The 18306-nt window shown below is 62.0% G+C and carries 18 protein-coding genes; 12 read left to right on the forward strand and 6 right to left on the reverse strand.

Translation table 11 applies throughout. The features are described 5' to 3' along the window. Nucleotides 1-12: 12 nt before the first annotated feature. The 4 genes from queF to BDD18_RS12755 form a co-directional block, all read right to left on the reverse strand. Nucleotides 13-861, reverse strand: a complete 849-nt coding sequence (queF, locus tag BDD18_RS12740; protein WP_142083573.1) for an NADPH-dependent 7-cyano-7-deazaguanine reductase QueF — start codon at nucleotides 859-861, stop codon at nucleotides 13-15. Between the two features lie 61 nt (nucleotides 862-922). Beyond that, a complete protein-coding gene (locus BDD18_RS12745) occupies nucleotides 923-1819 on the reverse strand; it encodes a 2OG-Fe(II) oxygenase (protein WP_066691536.1) in 897 nt (298 codons plus the stop codon). Nucleotides 1820-1864: 45 nt separating this feature from the next. Beyond that, nucleotides 1865-2641, reverse strand: a complete 777-nt coding sequence (yaaA, locus tag BDD18_RS12750; RefSeq protein WP_142083574.1) for a peroxide stress protein YaaA — start codon at nucleotides 2639-2641, stop codon at nucleotides 1865-1867. A gap of 281 nt (nucleotides 2642-2922) precedes the next feature. Then, nucleotides 2923-5952, reverse strand: coding sequence for an Rne/Rng family ribonuclease (locus tag BDD18_RS12755; RefSeq protein ID WP_142083576.1), 3030 nt, complete (start codon nucleotides 5950-5952; stop codon nucleotides 2923-2925). 581 nt (nucleotides 5953-6533) lie between these two features. On the opposite strand from BDD18_RS12755, the gene BDD18_RS12760 reads away from it, so the two are divergent. The 4 genes from BDD18_RS12760 (at nucleotide 6534) to BDD18_RS12775 (ending at nucleotide 9824) form a co-directional block, all read left to right on the forward strand. Further along, nucleotides 6534-7544, forward strand: coding sequence for an RluA family pseudouridine synthase (locus BDD18_RS12760; RefSeq protein WP_142083578.1), 1011 nt, complete (start codon nucleotides 6534-6536; stop codon nucleotides 7542-7544). An 11-nt stretch (nucleotides 7545-7555) separates the two neighbouring features. After that, on the forward strand, nucleotides 7556-8227 hold the full coding sequence (locus tag BDD18_RS12765; RefSeq protein WP_142083580.1) for an HAD family hydrolase: 672 nt from the start codon (nucleotides 7556-7558) through the stop codon (nucleotides 8225-8227). Nucleotides 8228-8270: 43 nt separating this feature from the next. Beyond that, the gene (locus BDD18_RS12770; RefSeq protein ID WP_142083582.1) at nucleotides 8271-8639 is read left to right on the forward strand and encodes a Rieske (2Fe-2S) protein; all 369 of its coding nucleotides are present in this window, start codon (nucleotides 8271-8273) and stop codon (nucleotides 8637-8639) included. Nucleotides 8640-8756: 117 nt separating this feature from the next. Next, the gene (locus BDD18_RS12775; protein WP_142083583.1) at nucleotides 8757-9824 is read left to right on the forward strand and encodes a S49 family peptidase; all 1068 of its coding nucleotides are present in this window, start codon (nucleotides 8757-8759) and stop codon (nucleotides 9822-9824) included. A gap of 91 nt (nucleotides 9825-9915) precedes the next feature. On the opposite strand, the gene BDD18_RS12780 is transcribed toward BDD18_RS12775, so the two are convergent. Together BDD18_RS12780 and BDD18_RS12785 are read right to left on the reverse strand one after the other, a co-directional pair. After that, on the reverse strand, nucleotides 9916-10740 hold the full coding sequence (locus tag BDD18_RS12780; RefSeq protein WP_142083585.1) for an SAM-dependent methyltransferase: 825 nt from the start codon (nucleotides 10738-10740) through the stop codon (nucleotides 9916-9918). Beyond that, a complete protein-coding gene (locus BDD18_RS12785; RefSeq protein ID WP_142083587.1) occupies nucleotides 10737-11336 on the reverse strand; it encodes a Maf family nucleotide pyrophosphatase in 600 nt (199 codons plus the stop codon). The genes BDD18_RS12780 and BDD18_RS12785 overlap by 4 nt, the downstream gene beginning before the upstream one ends. A gap of 25 nt (nucleotides 11337-11361) precedes the next feature. Here BDD18_RS12785 and BDD18_RS12790 point away from each other — a divergent pair, with 25 nt between their 5' ends. From BDD18_RS12790 to fabF, 8 genes are all read left to right on the forward strand, one after another. Continuing rightward, nucleotides 11362-11913: a YceD family protein gene (locus BDD18_RS12790; RefSeq protein WP_142083589.1), complete on the forward strand. Its 552-nt coding sequence runs from the start codon at nucleotides 11362-11364 to the stop codon at nucleotides 11911-11913. A gap of 101 nt (nucleotides 11914-12014) precedes the next feature. Continuing rightward, nucleotides 12015-12197 (forward strand): 50S ribosomal protein L32, encoded by a 183-nt coding sequence (gene rpmF, locus BDD18_RS12795; protein ID WP_044397881.1) that lies wholly within the window; start codon nucleotides 12015-12017, stop codon nucleotides 12195-12197. A 104-nt stretch (nucleotides 12198-12301) separates the two neighbouring features. After that, nucleotides 12302-13354, forward strand: coding sequence for a phosphate acyltransferase PlsX (gene plsX, locus BDD18_RS12800; protein WP_142083591.1), 1053 nt, complete (start codon nucleotides 12302-12304; stop codon nucleotides 13352-13354). Further along, on the forward strand, nucleotides 13354-14331 hold the full coding sequence (locus BDD18_RS12805) for a beta-ketoacyl-ACP synthase III (RefSeq protein ID WP_142083593.1): 978 nt from the start codon (nucleotides 13354-13356) through the stop codon (nucleotides 14329-14331). The genes plsX and BDD18_RS12805 overlap by 1 nt, the downstream gene beginning before the upstream one ends. Before the next feature lie 50 nt (nucleotides 14332-14381). Beyond that, nucleotides 14382-15326, forward strand: a complete 945-nt coding sequence (gene fabD, locus BDD18_RS12810; protein ID WP_142083595.1) for an ACP S-malonyltransferase — start codon at nucleotides 14382-14384, stop codon at nucleotides 15324-15326. Further along, nucleotides 15323-16069 (forward strand): 3-oxoacyl-ACP reductase FabG, encoded by a 747-nt coding sequence (fabG, locus tag BDD18_RS12815; protein ID WP_066696424.1) that lies wholly within the window; start codon nucleotides 15323-15325, stop codon nucleotides 16067-16069. The genes fabD and fabG overlap by 4 nt, the downstream gene beginning before the upstream one ends. 103 nt (nucleotides 16070-16172) lie before the next feature. Further along, nucleotides 16173-16412 carry an acyl carrier protein gene (gene acpP / locus BDD18_RS12820; protein ID WP_044397886.1) on the forward strand — a complete coding sequence of 80 codons (240 nt, stop codon included), beginning with the start codon at nucleotides 16173-16175 and terminating at the stop codon, nucleotides 16410-16412. A gap of 47 nt (nucleotides 16413-16459) precedes the next feature. Continuing rightward, complete coding sequence (gene fabF, locus BDD18_RS12825) at nucleotides 16460-17704, forward strand: beta-ketoacyl-ACP synthase II (RefSeq protein ID WP_066696426.1); 1245 nt, start codon at nucleotides 16460-16462, stop codon at nucleotides 17702-17704. The last annotated feature ends 602 nt before the right edge of the window (nucleotides 17705-18306 follow it).

Consider the following 18306-nt stretch of genomic DNA (forward strand, 5'->3'; position numbering starts at 1 on the left):
CGCAACCCACCCTCACTGCCGCGCGGTGCGCACATTGGCCGGCAGCGCGTGAGGGTGGCTGGTGCGCAGGGGGTTGATGTCCAGCCCGCCGCGGCGCGTGTAGCGGGCGTACACCATCAGCTTGATGGGTTTGCAGTGCGTCCACAGGTCCATGAAGATGCGTTCCACACACTGCTCATGGAATTCGTTGTGGTTGCGAAAGCTCACGATGTACTGCAGCAGCCCTTCCTGGTCGATCTGCGGGCCGGTGTAGCGGATCTGCACGCTGCCCCAGTCGGGTTGGCCGGTGACCAGGCAGTTGCTCTTGAGCAGGTTGCTGGTCAGCACCTCGGTCACCGGGGCTTCGTCAAACTGGGCTTTGAGCAGATCGGGCGCAGGCTGGTAGCGGGTGCATTCCACGTCCAGGCGGTCCAGGCTCAGGCCGTCCAGCTCGTGCACGGGTTCCTGGTCAAACAGCTCGGGTGCAATCAGCTTGACCCCCACCGTGGCGGGGTGGGGCGCGCCGCGCCACACGGCTTCGCTGATGTCGGCACGCAGGCGGGACTGCACCTCGCTGGCATCGCCAAAGCGGGTGTTGTTGAAGCTGTTGAGGTAGAGCTTGAAGGACTTGCTCTCGATGATGTTGGGCGACTCGCACGGGATGGTGAAGTGCACCAGCGCCACCTGGGGCTTGCCGCGCAGGTTGAGCCACGACACCTCGAACGCCGTCCACAGATCGGCCCCGAAAAAGGGCGGAACATCGGCAATGCCGATCTCGGCACGCTTGCCCGCGCGCGGGATGGGAAAGAGCAGCGTCGGGTCGTATTGGTCCGTGTAGGCCGAGGCTTTGCCCAGCTGCGATTGTTCAGGGGTATTGGTCATTTGCTATAAAAATAGTAGCTGCTTGCGCTTATATATAAAGCGCTGGAGCATGATTTGATGCTTATTTGAACTCCCGCTCGCGCAGCCACTTGGTGGCGATCCATTTCTCGCCCGCAATCACCGGTGCGCCGCCGTGCAGCGTCTGGGTGGAAGGGTGGGGGCGCTCGTAGCTGAAGAACACCGCATTGCCGCGCTGGGGTGCCACTTCGAGGAACACATCAGGGAAGGTGGTGCCACCGCCTTTTTCGGGGGTGTTGAGGTACATCACCAGCGTACCCACGCGCTGCCCGCCGCGCTTGACGATGGTGGGCGTGCCGGGCTCGTTCGGGTCAAAGTAATCGTAATGCGGCTTGTATTCGGCGCCGGGGCGGTAGTGCAGCACCTGCAGGCCTTCGCCGTTTTCGATGGGCCATTGCAGCAGCTTGGCAATGCGCTCTTCAATGGTCTGCACCAGCGCGCTTTCGCCGCGCTGGAAGAACATGCCGTCGCTGGTGCGGTCGTCGTTCACCTCTTCGCCGCCGGTTTGGGTAGCCACGGTGAGTGAGCGGGCCATGCGCGGGCGAGCGGCAGCAATCAGGGCATCGCATTCCTCGGGCGAGAGGAAGTTGCCAAACACCACCACGCGGGGTTTGGCGAGCTGCATCAGCACCTGCACTTGGCGGTCGCCTGCGTTCAGCAGGGCGGGGGAATCGCCCAGCAGGGGCTCGGGCACAGGCACGGCGCTGGGTTGGCCCTGTTGCACGGCCAGCCCGTTCAGGTGCTCCTGCAGCGTGGTCTCCATGGCGTCGGCGGCCACGTCTTCGTCCCAGCCCGCATCGCGCATGGATTGCAGCACTACCGGGGCCGAAAAGCCCGCCTGGGCTTGCTCGATGATCCAGCGGCGCAGCTCTGGCGTGATGGACTGGGCGGAAGGCTTGCGGGTGCTGGTGGCGCTTTGCTGGGTGGGAGACAGGGCCATGTTCAAAACCTCAAACGTGTGCAGGTGTGGACAGAGGGGAAGACATCAGTCGGGCTTGCGCCGGAATACCAGGCGCTCGGGCTCGGATGCTAGCTTGTCATACGCATAGCCTTCCAGGTCAAAGCCTTCGAGCTGGTGCGGCGTGGTGGCTCGGTGGGTGATGGCATAGCGCGCCATCAGCCCCCGCGCGCGCTTGGCGTGGAAGCTGATGATCTTGTAGGCGCCACCTTTCCAGTCTTCAAACACGCATTCAATGACACGCGCCTTGAGGGCCTTGCGGTCTACCGCCTTGAAGTATTCCTGCGAGGCCAGGTTCACGATCACGGGCGTGGTGTCTGAGCGCAGCTGGGTGTTGAGGTACTCGGCAATCTGGCTTCCCCAGTACTGGTACAGGGTGTTGCCCGCCGTAGTGGCCAGCCGCGTACCCATTTCCAGGCGGTAGGGCTGCATGCGGTCCAGCGGCCGCAGCACGCCGTACAGGCCACTCAAAATGGCGATGTGGCGCTGGGCCCAGTCCAGGTCTTCTGCGCTCAGGCTGCGGGCCTGCAGGCCCTCGTACACATCCCCATTGAAGGCCAGCACCGCCTGGCGCGAGTTGCTGGCGGTGAATTGCGGCTTCCAGACCTGGTAACGGGCCACGTTCAGCGCCGCCAGGGTGTCGCTCAAGGCCATGAGGGAGGCAATCTCCTGCACAGACTTCTCGCGCAGCACCTCGATCAAGGCGGTGGACTGGGGCACAAACTGCGGCCGGGTGTGCGGCAGGCTCTCTGGCACAGGGGTGTCGTAATCCAGCGATTTGGCGGGGGACAGCAGAAACAGCATGGGGTTTTCAATTGGAAAAGCGGCGGGGTTGTGCGGTGGTGTTGAGCATTCGTCAGCGCACCGCGCAGGGCGGCTCTATTTTGAGCGATGCATTCAGGCATCGCCCCTGGGGGCACCAGAGGCCCTGACCATCGATGCGAATTGCCACCATGGTCAGCACGTGCGGTTCAGTGCAAGACACCTGGTTTGCCAAGGGTGTGTTCGCGCCACCCATAAAGCACAAAGGCGGCCAGGGCCGCCTTTGTGGATGGCCCCGGCGGGGCACACGCTCACTTCTGCTGTCAGGCAGAAGGTGTCTGCTCAAACGGCAGCGTCATGGCAGCCAGGTCGCGGCGGGTTTCCACCAGCACCAGCGGGCCTTCGTCCAGCACCACCACGGGGGGGCGTTCGCGCGGCACATGCACGGGCTTGGGTTCTGCCGCAATCGCAGCTTGCACAGCAGCGATCTTCTCGCTGTCGGAATTCACCCATTGCAGGCCAGAGGCTGCTGCCACTGCCTGCAGGGCTTCCACCGGCAGCGTGAAGGGTTGCACGCGGGGCATGCCTGCGGATGCCGCTTCAGGGGCTGCCGCTACGGGCTTTGCCACCGGAGCCGCCACCACGGGCGCCTCAACCGGTGCTGCCACCGGTGCGGGCGCCTGCTCGGCTGCAGCAACAGCGACCGGTGCCGGGGCTTCTGCGGCGGGCGCTGCAAAGTAGCTGCGGCGTGGGGCTTCGTCCTGTACCACCTCGGCTGCTGGCGCAGCGACTGCGTTGTCTTGCGGTGCAACGTCAGCGTTGGTGTCGGCGCCCTCGCGCGGAGCACGTTCGCCGCGCTCGCGTCGGTCGCGGCCGTAACGGTCGCGTGAGCGACGTTCACGGCGCTCTTCGGTGGCAGGTGCGGCCGTTTGCTCTGTGACTTCGTTGCCGGTCAGGTCCAGGTCGGGCAGCGATGCCATGGGCGATGTGTCCGCAAAGTCCATGGGGGTGGCATTGCGCTCCTGGCCTTCGCCGTTGCGTGGGCTGCGCTCGCGGCGGCCACCTTCGGCGCGCTCACCACGTTCGCCACGTTCACCGCGCTCACGGCGGGGGGCACGTTCGCTGCGTGGCTGTGCTGCGCCATTCGCATCCGGTGCGGCGGCGCTCACGTTGGCCAGTGCTTCTGCGGGTGCGGCGTTGGCATCGCCGTTCAGCGCCGCATTGCTGCGGTTTTCGGCGTCGCGGCGGCCACGGCCATTGCGGCCTTCACGCGCCTCACCGTTGCGGTTTTCACCTTCGGGGCGGCGGTCGCCATCGCGGGGTGCGCGCCCTTCAGTGCCGCGTTCGTTGCGGCGGCCACGGCCTTCGCTGGTGCTGCCTGCGGCGTCACGGTTGCCTTCGCGGGCGGGGTCGCGCGCACCATCGCGGGCGCCATCCCGTCCGCCGCGTCGGCCACGTCCTTCACCGCCTCGGCCATCACGGCGGCCATCGCCGCGCGCATTGCCTTCAGCCGGGGCTGCTGGCGCAGGGGCTGCCACGGGGGCTGGAGCCGGTGCCGCGCCAAAGCCGAACAGGCTCTTGAGCCAGGCGAAGAAGCCCTTTTCTTGCGGCACGGGTGCTGGTGCCGGTGCCGGTGCCGGTGCCGGTGCGGGCGCAGGGGTTGCAGCGGCGCCATTGCGGGCACCCTGGCCGCTGCCATTGCGGGCGGGGCGGGCTGCGCCTTCAGGGCGGGGCTCGGCCACGGGGGCGGGTGCGTCAGGCAGCACGCCCTTGATGACCGGAGTCTGCTTGTTGGTGGGCTCTTGCGAGCGGCGTGTCACGGCCGTGGGGTCTTCCACATCTTCGGCCAGCTTGTAGCTGGCTTCGATGTTGTCCAGACGAGGGTCGTCGTGCTTCAGGCGCTCGAGCTTGTAGTTGGGTGTTTCCAGCGTCTTGTTGGGCACCATCAGCACGCTTACGCGCTGCTTGAGTTCGATCTTGGCGATCTCGGTGCGCTTTTCATTGAGCAGGAACGAGGCCACTTCCACCGGCACCTGGCAGTGCACGGCGGCCGTGTTGTCCTTCATCGACTCTTCCTGAATGATCCGCAGGATCTGCAGGGCCGACGATTCCGTGTCGCGGATGTGGCCCGCGCCGCCGCAGCGTGGGCAGGGGATGGAGGAGCCTTCGCTCAGTGCAGGCTTGAGGCGCTGGCGGCTCATTTCCATCAGGCCGAACTTGCTGATGGTGCCGAACTGCACGCGGGCGCGGTCTTGGCGCAAGGCGTCGCGCAGGCGGTTTTCCACTTCGCGGCGGTTCTTGCTCTCCTCCATGTCGATGAAGTCGATCACGATCAGACCACCCAGGTCGCGCAGGCGCATCTGGCGGGCCACTTCGTCGGCGGCTTCCAGGTTGGTGCGCGTGGCGGTTTCCTCAATGTCGCCGCCCTTGATGGCTCGGGCTGAGTTCACGTCCACGGACACCAGTGCTTCGGTGTGGTCGATCACGATGGCGCCGCCCGAGGGCAGTTGCACGGTGCGGGCGTAGGCCGATTCGATCTGGTGCTCGATCTGGAAGCGGCTGAACAGGGCGGCGTCGTCGCGGTAGCGCTTCACGCGGGCGGCATGCTCGGGCATGACGTGCGCCATGAACTGCTGCGCCTGTTCGTAGATGTCGTCGGTATCGATGAGGATGTCACCGATGTCGTTGTTGAAGTAGTCGCGGATCGCGCGGATCACCAGGCTCGATTCCTGGTAAATCAGGAAGGCGCCCTTGCCACCCTTGGCGGCGCCGTCAATGGCGTTCCACAGCTTGAGCAGGTAGTTCAGGTCCCACTGCAGCTCGGGCGCGGTGCGGCCAATGCCAGCGGTGCGGGCAATGATGGACATGCCGTTGGGGTATTCCAACTGGTCCATGGCCTCTTTGAGCTCGGCGCGGTCTTCACCCTCGATGCGGCGCGACACGCCACCGCCACGGGGGTTGTTGGGCATCAGCACCACATAGCGGCCGGCCAGCGAGATGAAGGTGGTCAGGGCAGCGCCCTTGTTGCCGCGTTCTTCTTTTTCGACCTGGACCAGCAGTTCCTGGCCTTCTTTGATGACTTCGTTGATGCGCGCCTGGCTGGGCGAGACGCCGGGGGCGAAGTACTGGCGCGAGATTTCCTTGAAGGGCAGGAAGCCGTGGCGGTCTTCGCCGTAGTCCACAAAGCAGGCTTCCAGCGAGGGCTCTACGCGGGTGACGACGGCCTTGTAGATGTTGCCCTTGCGCTGCTCGCGCCCTTCGATTTCGATTTCGTAGTCGAGGAGCTTTTGTCCGTCGACGATGGCCAGGCGGCGTTCTTCGGGCTGCGTGGCGTTGATGAGCATCCGCTTCATGATGCGATTCCTTTTCGTTTTTCGTGAATGGCAGCGGCGCAGCTCAGTTGCTGCAGCGGGCTGCCACCCACAGTTCCAAACCAATGACAAGCTCTATAGGAGCTGTAAATGCCTGGACTGACGGATCGAAACGAAGGGAATTGCCGGGGATGACTCAGGCTGCCGAGGGTGGGCTCAGCACAGGAGGCAAAGGCGCGTGGATGGGGGCGAGTGGGATTGGCGCAGATATGCTATGCTTTTGATAGCTGCTTGCGCTTGCTGGTAGGGCGCTGGCGGCAGTTGGATGCGCATGGCGGGGGGCAAGAGCCGCCGCCATAAAGTCGCCATCCAAGCCATCAACAACCACATGCTCGCTTTGATCCGCCGGCAGACCTGTCCCTGGTAGGGAGCATCTGCCGGTTTGGGGGATTCCGTATCGGTGTTTCAATTTGTCAGCCCGCCGACTGCCGCCCAGGCCATTGCGAGCATCTGGCCCGCAATCTGCGTGTGCGACACCCGCTGGCATCGACCTGCCTGCGCAAGTAGCAAGGCTGAGTGGACTAAACTCCAGACAAATCAACCACTTACAAAACAACGCGCAGGTGAAACACATTATAGGGGGCAAACCACCGCTGGACGGGGCCCCGGCTACCAACCCTCCTGCAGTCCGCTTGGTCGAAGTCGATGAAGATTCCGCTGGCCAGCGGCTCGATAACTTCCTGATACGCCATTTGAAGGGCGTACCCAAGACCCACGTGTACCGCATCATTCGCAGCGGCGAAGTGCGCATCAACAAAGGCCGCGCCAGTGCCGACACCCGCGTCGAGCAGGGCGACATGGTGCGTCTGCCGCCCGTGCGCGTCTCCGACAAGGTGGCCGAGAAGGCCGAGCGCCCGGCACCGGCGCGCGAGTTCCCGGTTCTTCTGGAAGACGAGCATCTTCTCGCCATCGACAAACCCGCTGGTGTGGCCGTGCACGGGGGCAGTGGCGTGAGCTTTGGCGTCATCGAGCAGTTGCGGCAAGCCCGTCCCCAGGCCAAGCTACTGGAACTGGTGCACCGGCTGGACCGGGAAACCTCGGGAATTCTGCTGGTGGCCAAGAAAAGGTCAGCGCTGACCCACTTGCAAGACCAGTTTCGCGAGCGCGAAACGGGTAAGACCTACCTGGCGTTGGTCACGGGCCAATGGGCGCCCAGCAACAAGGTCATTGACCTGCCCCTGCACAAATACCTGCAGGCCGACGGTGAGCGCCGCGTGCGCGTCACCACTGCAGACGACCCGGACGGCATGCGCTCCATCACCTTGGTGAAGGTGCGGCAGACTGTGCCTGCGCGGCCCTTGCAGGGGCGGCCCGCCATGACGTTGCTGGAAGTCACCATCAAAACCGGGCGCACCCACCAGATTCGGGTTCACCTCGCCAGCCAAGGCCACCCCATCGTGGGCGACGACAAGTACGGGGACTTTGACCTGAACAAGCGGTTGCACAAGCTTGGGCTCAAGCGCATGTTTTTGCACGCCTGGCGGTTACAGTTCAGTCACCCCGCCACCGCCGAACGCATCACCTTGAACGCGCCGCTGCCTGCCGAGTTGGCAGAATTCATTCCCTCCGCCTGATTGCCCCAGCCATGCCGTCCCCCGCCCGTTCGCGCCGTTTTGACCTGATCGCCTTCGACTGGGATGGCACGCTGTACGACTCCACCGCCATCATCGTGCGCTCTATCCAGGAAGCGGTGCGGGATGTGGGTGGCACTGTGCCTTCTGACAAGGAAGCTGCCTATGTCATTGGCATGGCGTTGATTCCGGCGCTGGCACATGCCGCGCCTGATGTGCCGCCAGAAAAGTACCAGGAGCTGGGCAACCGCTACCGCTTTCATTACCTGCAGCACCAGAACGACCTGAGCCTGTTTGCCGGGGTGTTGCCTATGCTGAACGACTTGCGCGAGCGCGGCCATCTGCTGGCTGTCGCCACCGGGAAGAGCCGGCGCGGCCTGGACGAAGTGCTGCATTCCGTGGACTTGCGCGGCATGTTCGACGGCTCCCGCACGGCAGACCAGACGGCTGGCAAGCCCCACCCGCTGATGCTGCAGGAGCTGATGGCCGAGTTCGATGTGCCGCCCGAGCGGCTGCTGATGATCGGTGACACCACCCATGATCTGCAAATGGCTCTGAATGCGGGTTGTGCCAGCGTGGGGGTCAGCTACGGCGCCCACGAGCCGGATGCTTTTCATGAACTCAAGCCGTTGTTTGTTGCGCACTCAGTGGCGCAGTTGCATGGCTGGCTGTTGGAAGAGGCCTGAGCGATGTGGCAGCGCAATATTGGTTTCGATGCAAAGGGCGATCATGTCTGAGCCTGTGATCGCTCTGTGCGCCAGCGCCGATCTGCAGGAGGGCGGCTTGGCCGTGCCCTTCGACGTGCAATACAGCGGGCAGACCTGCCGGGCTTTTGCCATTCGCTACCAGGGCGTTGCCCATGCGTATCTGAACCGCTGCACCCATGTGGCCATGGAAATGGATTACCAGCCCAACCGTTTTTTCGATGATTCCGGAAAATGGTTGTTGTGCGCAACCCACGGTGCTGCGTATGCGCCCGATACGGGGTCGTGCGCTGGCGGCCCGTGCCGTGGCGGTTTGGTGAAAATTCCCCTATCGGAAAGCGATGGCGTGGTGCGCTGGCATACTGCTTACAACCTACAACCCGTGGTGTTCTAGGGCGCAGGCTCTGCCCCATGGTGTTGTGATGTGTACTTTGCGTCGTATCTTGATTTTTTTGTCCGCTGTGCTGTCCAGCGCTTTTCCTAGGACTGGTCAGGCAGCGGGAGGCTTTGCATGACTGAACCAAATACCCCTCCATCCCCTACCCCTGGCGGTGCGCCAGATTCGTTGCCTGCGTCTGATCTGTGGGCTGCGCAGGCCACAGCGCCTGCACCCGCCGCGGCAGGCCCTAAAAACGCCCCGGTGGGTGAGCCGGGCTGGGAGCGTGCAGTGCTGGAAAAGCTCGCTATGGCGTCCCTGGCAGAGCAACGGGCTGCCAGGCGCTGGAAGATCTTCTTCCGGTTCACGTGGCTGCTATTGGTGGGCGCCATTTTCTGGGGAGCGATGCTGCAAGGGTCGCCCAGTGCCAACAAGAGCGCACCGCATACAGCGGTGGTGGACATCAAGGGTGAAATTGCCTCGGGTGCAGAGGCGAGCGCCGAGTTTGTGGTGGCTGCCATGCGCAGTGCCTTCGAAGACGAGGGCTCCAAGGCGGTGGTCTTGCTGATCAACTCCCCAGGGGGCAGCCCGGTGCAGGCGGGCATCATCAATGACGAAATCACCCGCCTCAAGGCCAAGCACAACAAGCCGGTGTACGCGGTGGTGGAAGAAACCTGTGCCTCGGCGGCTTACTACATTGCTGCCGCTGCTGATGAAATCTTCGTGGACAAGGCCAGCATCGTCGGCAGCATTGGTGTCCTCATGGATGGTTTCGGTTTCACCGGCACCATGGAAAAGCTGGGCGTGGAGCGTCGCTTGCTCACGGCCGGGGAAAACAAGGGTTTTCTGGACCCGTTCAGCCCCCAGACTGAGCAGCAGCGCACCTATGCACAAGCCATGCTCAACCAAATCCACCAGCAGTTCATTGCCGTGGTGAAGGCCGGTCGGGGCGACCGACTGAAGACAACGCCTGAAACGTTCAGCGGGCTGTTCTGGACTGGGCAGCAGGCCGTGGAAATGGGCTTGGCAGACAAGCTGGGCAACCTGGACTATGTCGCGCGTGAAGTGGTCAAGGCGGAAGACATCATCGACTACACCCGCCGCGATAACGTGGCAGAGCGTCTGGTCAAGCGCTTTGGCGCGGCCATGGGGGCAGGCGCAGCCAAAGCTGCGACTTCTATAGCCGCACCGCAATTGCGTTAAGCGCCTCGACACGGGTTTTGAGAAAGCCCCGACAGCCCCTCCAAGAGGCTGCCGGGGCTTTTTTGTCGGGGTTGGGTGGGTGTCGCGAGGATTACCGGCCGATGAGGAACACCGTCGGAGTGCGGTTGTCCACGGGTGCCTCTCGTTGTCGCCACTGCTTCACGGGCAAGCTACACAGCTTGGCGGATTCCAGCGTGAGCCCTGCGGCCATGGCCAGCCGGGTGTTGGTCTGCAGTGTTTGGGTTAGCGCCTGCCAGAGTGCTGCATTGCGGTAAGGCGTCTCGATGAACACCTGTGTCTGCCCGGTTTTGAGGGCAAATGACTCCAGCTCGCGGATGCGTTGGGTGCGTTCCTGTCCGCTCTGGGGCAGGTAGCCCACAAAGGCGAAGTTTTGTCCGTTCATGCCGCTGGCAGCCAGGGCCAGTAGCAGCGAAACCGGGCCGACCAGCGGAACTACCGGGATTTCCAGGTCGTGGGCTGCCCGCACGATGGAGGAGCCAGGGTCGGCCACTGCGGGCATGCCCGCTTCGCTGACCAGGCCCATATCGTGCCCTTGCAGGGCTGCCGCCAGCAACGGGCGTGCGTCAAACACCGGGGCGCCTTTGTCACCATGGTCTCCCTTTTTGTGGACTTCGCGGGGAAGTTCAGTGATCTGCTGGGCTTGAATGGGGGTGGCTAGCGCCTGGATGGCGTCCACGCGTTTGAGGTACGCGCGGGTGCTTTTGGCGTTTTCGCAGATCCAGTGGCTGAGCTGGGCTGCTTGCCCAATCGTGGCGCGCGGCAGGGCATCTTCCAGCGGCGCTTGCTGTTCGCAGCCAAAGTCGAGCGGTGCGGGCACCAGGAACAGTCGGCCCCGTTTTTGATCGGAAGAGGCTGTGACCGCAGCGACCGGCGAGGGGGTGGTGGCTTCGCTCATGGCAGCACCAGCCCGGCGGAGCGCAGCATGCGGCAGGTGCGAATCAAAGGCAGGCCGATCAAAGCGGTGGGGTCGTCACTCAGGATGGCATCCAGCAGACTGATGCCCAACCCTTCGCTTTTGGCGCTGCCTGCGCAGTCGTAGGGCTCTTCTGCGCGCAGATACCTTTCAATTTCTGCGGAGCTGAGGGCGCGAAATTTCACCTCCACCGGCGCCAGATCCACCTGTTCAAAACCCGTTTCCGCGCAAACGACAGCAACTGCCGTTTGAAAGATGACGGTTTGGCCGCTCATGGCCTGGAGTTGCTGCGTGGCTTTTTCATGGTTGCCCGGCTTTCCCAAGGGGCGCCCCGCCAAATCGGCCACTTGGTCGGAGCCAATGACCACAGCGCTAGGGTGGAGTGCTGCGACCGCCCGCGCTTTGGCCAGTGCAAGCCGAAGGGCAAGCTCTTTGGGGGGCTCTCGGTCGTGAGGGGTTTCATCGACTTCGGGGGCGGCCACATCGAAAGGCAGGTTCAGGCGCGAAAGCAGTTCGCGCCGATAGCGGGAGGTGGAGCCCAATACCAGAGGGCGTGGCAGGGTGGGGGATTCATGCATGCGCCAATTCTCTTACACTGCCGCCATGACCAAGGAATACTCCCCCGACCGGCTTGACATCAAGGCTTTCGCCCAAGCGGGAGGCCATCTGTCAGGTCATGATTCGCTCCTGAAATATGAGCGCTTGGCGCAAGAGGCCAAAGGCTTGCACCCAGATCTGCTCGTGGACTGGAAAGCGGTTTCCGAAATCCGACCCGAAGCAGGAGGTCCAGGGCAAATCTGGCTTCACCTGTCTGTGCACGCCAGCTTTCCCATGGAATGCCAGCGCTGCCTTACCCCGGTCGATGTTCCGCTGGACGTGGAGCGTTCGTTCCGGTTTGTGGCAGACGAAGCCACGGCCGAAGCTCTGGATGAAGAGTGTGATGAGGATCTGTTGGCTTTGAACCGAGAGTTCGACTTGCGCGAGCTGATCGAGGACGAACTGCTGATGGCGTTGCCTGTAGTGCCGCGCCACGAGGAGTGTCCTACGTCTGTTCCCCTGGCTTCCTCCGACGACGACTTTGAGGTGGCCAATTCAGAAAAACCCAACCCGTTCGCTGCGCTGGCTGCTCTGCGCAAGGACGGAAAAGGGACATAAATTTTTGTTTGGGCTATAATCGAGGGCTTCTCGCGAATCCCCCTCGTGTCTTATTGGGCTGATCGCGTTTTTACCAACCCTATTCAAGACCAGGAGCCATCATGGCAGTTCAGCAAAACAAAAAGTCTCCCTCCAAGCGCGGCATGCACCGTTCGCACAATGCACTGAATGTGCCAGGCACCGCTGTGGAACCCACCACCGGTGAAACACACCTGCGTCACCACATCAGCCCCAACGGTTTCTACCGTGGTCGCCAAGTGCTGAAGAACAAGTCTGAAGCCTGATTTCAGCTGCATTCAAGGCCCGCAACTACATTTTGTAGTGCGGGCCTTTGTTTTGACCGTCGTATTTATCTTCCGGCCAAGGCCGTTGGCTGGACAAGTCGCCCATGATCACACTGGCTGTTGACTGCATGGGGGGCGATCACGGCCCCCGCGTCACGCTCGCGGCGTGCCGCCAGTTCCTAGAAACCCATTCCCAGGCGCGTTTGTTGTTGGTGGGCTTGCCTCAAAGCCTTCAATCGTTCGCGCATGACCGTGCCACCATCGTGGCTGCCTCTGAGGTGGTCGCTATGGACGACCCCGTGGAAGTGGCCTTGCGCAAGAAGAAAGATTCTTCCATGCGCGTAGCCATCCAGCAGGTCAAGGATGGCGCTGCTGCCGCCGCGGTATCGGCTGGTAACACGGGCGCTTTGATGGCCATCGCCCGTTATCTGTTGAAGACGCTGGATGGCATTGATCGCCCAGCCATCGCCACGCAATTGCCCAACGCCCAGGGAGGCGCCACCACGGTGCTGGATTTGGGTGCGAATGTGGACTGCTCCGCAGAACACCTGCTCCAGTTTGCCGTGATGGGTTCTGCCCTGGTTTCTGCGTTGCAAGAGGGGGGCGAGCCCACTGTGGGGTTGCTCAACATCGGCGAAGAAATCATCAAAGGTAGCGAAGTCATCAAAAAAGCGGGCGAATTGCTGCGAACAGCAGCAAGCTCCGGTGATTTGAACTTCTACGGCAATGTGGAAGGCAACGATATCTTCAAGGGCACCGTGGACATTGTGGTGTGTGACGGTTTTGTGGGCAATGTGGCCCTCAAGGCCAGCGAAGGTGTTGCCTCCATGGTCATTGGTGGCTTGAAAAACGAGTTTTCTCGCAATATTTTGACCAAAGCTGCTGCGATCATTGCCTATCCGGTTCTAAAAGCGTTGATGAAGCGTATGGACTACCGTCGTTACAACGGCGCAGCGCTGTTGGGCCTGCGGGGTCTGGTCTTCAAGAGCCACGGATCGGCAGATGTTCTCGCGTTCGAGCAGGCTTTGAACCGGGCGTATGATGCAGCCCGCAACAACCTGCTCGACCGTGTCCGGATGCGGATTGCGCATGCAGCGCCCCTTCTGGCGCCCGCAGATGCGCAAGCCAAGACCGGTGTTTCGGCGACGACACATTGATGAGACGTTATTCCCGCATTACCGGCACCGGCAGCAGTTTGCCCCCTCGCCGCCTGACCAATGCCGATCTGGTGGCCGAGCTCGCGCAGCGCGGCATCGAAACTTCTGACGAATGGATTGTGGAACGCACCGGCATTCGTGCCCGGCACTTTGCCGACCCCGCGGTGGGTAGCAGCGACCTGGGTCTGGAAGCCGCCCGCAACGCCTTGGAAGCTGCTGGTGTTCAGCCCCAAGACATTGACCTGATCATTGTTGCGACGTCCACACCAGACATGGTGTTTCCTTCCACGGCCTGCATCTTGCAAAACAAGCTGGGTGCCAACGGATGCCCGGCTTTCGATGTGCAGGCGGTGTGCAGCGGCTTTGTCTATGCGCTGTCGGTGGCCGACGCCATGATCCAGTCAGGCGCTGCCAGCCGGGCCCTGGTGGTGGGCGCTGAAGTATTCAGCCGCATTCTCGACTTCAACGACCGCACGACCTGCGTGCTGTTTGGCGATGGTGCAGGCGCTGTGGTGCTGGAGGCGTCTGACACGCCCGGTATTTTGTCCAGTGACCTGCACGCCGATGGCAAGCACGTGGGCATTCTGTGCGTTCCCGGCAATGTGTCGGGTGGACAAGTCTTGGGTGATCCTCTGCTGAAGATGGACGGTCAGGCAGTGTTCAAGCTGGCGGTGGGGGTGCTGGAAAAGGCGGCCCATGCAGCGCTTGCCAAGGCTGGTTTGACGGAGTCGGACATCGATTGGCTGATTCCGCACCAGGCGAACATCCGCATCATGCAGGGTACGGCCCGCAAGCTGAAGCTCTCCATGGACAAGGTCGTGGTCACGGTGGACCAGCATGGCAACACCTCCGCGGCATCGATCCCTCTGGCGCTGGACCATGCGGTACGCAATGGTCAGGTCAAGCCCGGTCAGACGGTGCTGCTGGAGGGCGTGGGCGGGGGCTTCACCTGGGGTGCTGTGCTATTGAAAATGTAGCTGCTAGCGCTTGCTGTGTAAGCGCTAGAGCATGTTTTGATTAGAAAATTATGAAGTCATTCGCATTTGTTTTTCCGGGGCAGGGCTCGCAGGCTGTGGGCATGCTCGACGCCTGGGGCGACCATCCTGCTGTGCAGCAGACGTTGCAAGAGGCCTCTGAGGCCTTGGGCGAGGATGTGGCCCGTTTGATCCACGAAGGCCCCAAGGAAGTGCTGGCCCTGACGACCAATACCCAGCCCGTGATGCTGGTGGCTGGTGTGGCAGCCTGGCGCGTGTGGTGTGCGGCTGGCGGTGCCAAGCCCGCAGCTTTGGCGGGTCATTCATTGGGTGAGTATTCGGCGCTGGTGGCAGCAGGTGTTCTGACCCTGGCGCAGGCTGCGCCTTTGGTGCGCCTGCGCGCGGCCGCCATGCAGGAGGCTGTGCCGGTCGGTGCCGGCGCCATGGCTGCCATCCTGGGGCTCGAGGCTTCAAAGGTGATTTCTGGCTGCGCGGAGGCTGTGGCCTCTCTGGGCGGCGCCGAAGTGGTCGAGGCGGTCAATTTCAACGACCCTGCCCAGACGGTGATTGCAGGTACCAAGGCCGGGGTTGAGAAGGCTTGTGAGGTGCTCAAGGCTGCGGGTGCCAAGCGTGCGTTGCCACTGCCGGTGTCTGCGCCATTCCACTCCAGCCTGATGAAGCCGGCCGCTGAAAAGCTGCGCGTGGCTCTGGAATCTGTTGTGTTGGCTGAGCCGCAAATTCCTGTTGTCAACAACATCGACGTGGCGGTTCGCACAGATGCGGCACAGATTCGCGACGCTCTCTATCGCCAGGCGTTTGGGCCTGTGCGCTGGGTCGAGTGTGTGCAGGCCTTGAAGGCGCGTGGCATCACCCATTTGGTGGAAGCGGGGCCGGGCAAGGTATTGGCAGGGCTGACGAAGCGGATTGACGCTGAACTCACAGGCCTGCCTTTGTTCGACCCTGCCACGTTGGCTGAAGTGATGGAGGCATTGAAATGACGGATTCGACAAAGACATCCCAGGTGGCTCTGGTAACCGGTGCCTCGCGCGGTATCGGTGCCGCCATCGCCCTGGAATTGGCCGTGCGCGGCTACCAGGTGGTAGGTACCGCCACCACTGACGAAGGCGCTGCGCGCATCGGTCAGGCACTGGCCGCTTACCCTGGTTGCCGGGGTGCCAATCTCAATGTGAACGATGCCGCCGCGGTGGAAGCCCTGATCGACGGCATCGTCAAGCAGCAAGGCGGCCTGCATGTGCTCGTGAACAACGCGGGTATCACCCGTGACACGCTGGCCATGCGCATGAAGGATGAGGACTGGGATGCGGTGCTGGATACCAATCTCAAGGCCGTATTCCGAGTAAGCCGTGCTGCCATTCGCCCCATGATGAAACAGCGCTTTGGTCGCATCATCAGCATCACCAGCGTGGTGGGCGCCTCGGGCAACCCAGGGCAAGCCAACTATGCGGCCGCCAAGGCAGGTGTGGCGGGCATGACCCGTGCGCTGGCTCGCGAACTGGGGAGTCGCAACATCACCGTCAACTGCGTGGCGCCCGGTTTTATTGAGACCGATATGACCTCTGTGCTGCCCGAAGACCAGCAAAAAGCCCTCAATGCGCAGATCCCGTTGGGCCATATGGGCAAGCCGCAGGACATCGCGCATGCAGTGGCCTACCTGGCTTCCAATGAGGCTGGCTATGTGACGGGGCAGGAATTGCACGTCAATGGCGGCATGTACATGTAATTGAGACAAGTTAACGCCGGTTCATCCGGACGGCGGGCTGCTAAGGGGGAATCTCCTTAGCGGCTAGAATCGCGGATTCATTCACAACCCCCAGAGGGAAACCATGAGCGATATCGAAGCACGCGTCAAAAAAATCATTGCCGAACAACTCGGTGTGGAAGAGTCCCAAGTTACCAACGAGAAGTCCTTCGTGGCTGACCTCGGTGCTGACTCCCTCGACACCGTGGAACTGGTGATGGCACTGGAGGACGAGTTTGGCATCGAGATCCCCGACGAAGACGCGGAAAAGATCACCACTGTGCAAAACGCCATCGACTACGCCAACAATCACCAGAAGGCCTGAGCGGCGCCCTGCGCCTGACTCGAGCGATCAGTAGAAGGTTTTCACGCATGAGCCGTCGTCGCGTTGTCGTGACCGGCCTGGGTTGCGTCAGCCCCGTGGGTAACACGGTGGCTGATGCCTGGGCCAACATCCTCGCCGGAAAATCCGGCATTGACCTCATCACCAAGTTCGATGCGTCGAACTTCGCCTGCAGGATTGCGGGTGAGGTCAAGGGATTTGACCTGGAGTCGTACATCAGCGCAAAAGATGCGCGTGCGATGGACTCCTTCATTCATTTTGGGATCGCTGCGGCAGCGCAGGCTGTGCAGGATGCGGGCTTGCCCACAGGCGAGGCGCTCGACGATGAGTTGGCCACCCGCATCGCCTGCGTTATCGGTTCTGGAATCGGCGGGCTTCCGCTGATCGAGAACACCCATATCGAGTACGCCGCCCGGGGCCCCCGGCGAATTACCCCATTTTTTGTGCCAGCCTCCATCATCAATATGGTGGCTGGTCATGTTTCCATGCGTTTTGGCTTCAAGGGGCCGAATCTGTCCGTCGTGACTGCGTGCACCACCGGTTTGCACTGCATTGGCGAGGGCGGACGCATGATCGAGTACGGCGATGCCGATATCGTCGTTGCTGGTGGCACTGAATCCACCGTCTCTCCGTTAGGCATTGGCGGCTTTGCGGCCATGCGTGCGCTTTCAACGCGCAATGATGACCCGCAGACGGCCTCTCGCCCCTGGGACAAAGACCGTGACGGTTTTGTGCTCGGCGAAGGCGCTGGTGTCATGGTGCTGGAAGAGTACGAACACGCCAAGGCGCGCGGTGCCAAGATTTACGCTGAAGTCGGTGGCTTTGGCATGAGCGCTGACGCAGGGCACATGACCGCTCCCAATATGGATGGTCCTCGCAGAGCCATGATCAGTGCGATGCGCAATGCGGGTGTCAACGCTGATCAGATTGATTACCTCAATGCCCACGGCACTTCAACGCCCCTGGGCGATTTGAACGAAACCAACGCCATCAAGGCTGCGCTGGGCGATCACGCCAAACGTACGGTGGTGAGTTCGACCAAGTCGATGACCGGTCACTTGCTCGGCGGGGCCGGCGGCATCGAAAGCGTCTTCACGGTGCTGGCTTTGCATCACCAGAAGGCACCTCCAACGATCAACCTCTTCAACCAGGATCCAGAGTGCGATCTGGACTACTGCGCCAACACGGCGCGTGATATGAAGATTGATGTGGCCCTCAAAAACAATTTTGGTTTTGGTGGCACCAATGGCTCTTTGGTATTCAAGCGGATCTGAACGAGCTAGCGCGGCGTTTACATTGCCGTACTGGCTTTGTTAGATTGCTAGTCTTTACGGGCTTCGGTGTGCGCAGGGTAATGCTTGATGACAAAGTGGTCAGCATTCCCGGTGCTCCCCAGCAAGTTCCAAGTCACATAGTGCCCCCGATAGCAGCCTTGATCGCTGAATTTTCTCGGTGCAGGTTAGCTTTGGCTTCCCAAATCCTGCAGCTCTATCCTTTCTGTCGATGACAGGCTTCGTCAGATATACCGCTCCTGCGGTGCGCTATCCATTCGCGCGCAGCGTGGTACTTGCCATCTTGGTTTTGCTGATATCGGCTGCTTCTGGTGCTGGTGTGTTTGCCTTTGCGGTAGCGCAGGGAAGGGCTGGCGCAGGGCTCCAATGGACTGGCGTGTTGGCACTCGCTGCCTGGGTGATAGCTTCTCTCTGTGCACTGCGGTACTGGTGGTGTGCCCCTTCGGGTGAGTTGGTGTGGGATGGTCAGGGTTGGGCAATTCATTTTGTCGCCGACGAAGAACCTCTTGCTTTGAGGGGCGCGCCTCAGGTCTTGGTGGATATGCAAGCTTGGCTCTGGGTCATGGCGGTGCATGGCGACTTGC

Origin of the sequence: Acidovorax temperans (assembly GCF_006716905.1) — a bacterium.
Lineage (GTDB): Bacteria > Pseudomonadota > Gammaproteobacteria > Burkholderiales > Burkholderiaceae_C > Acidovorax > Acidovorax temperans.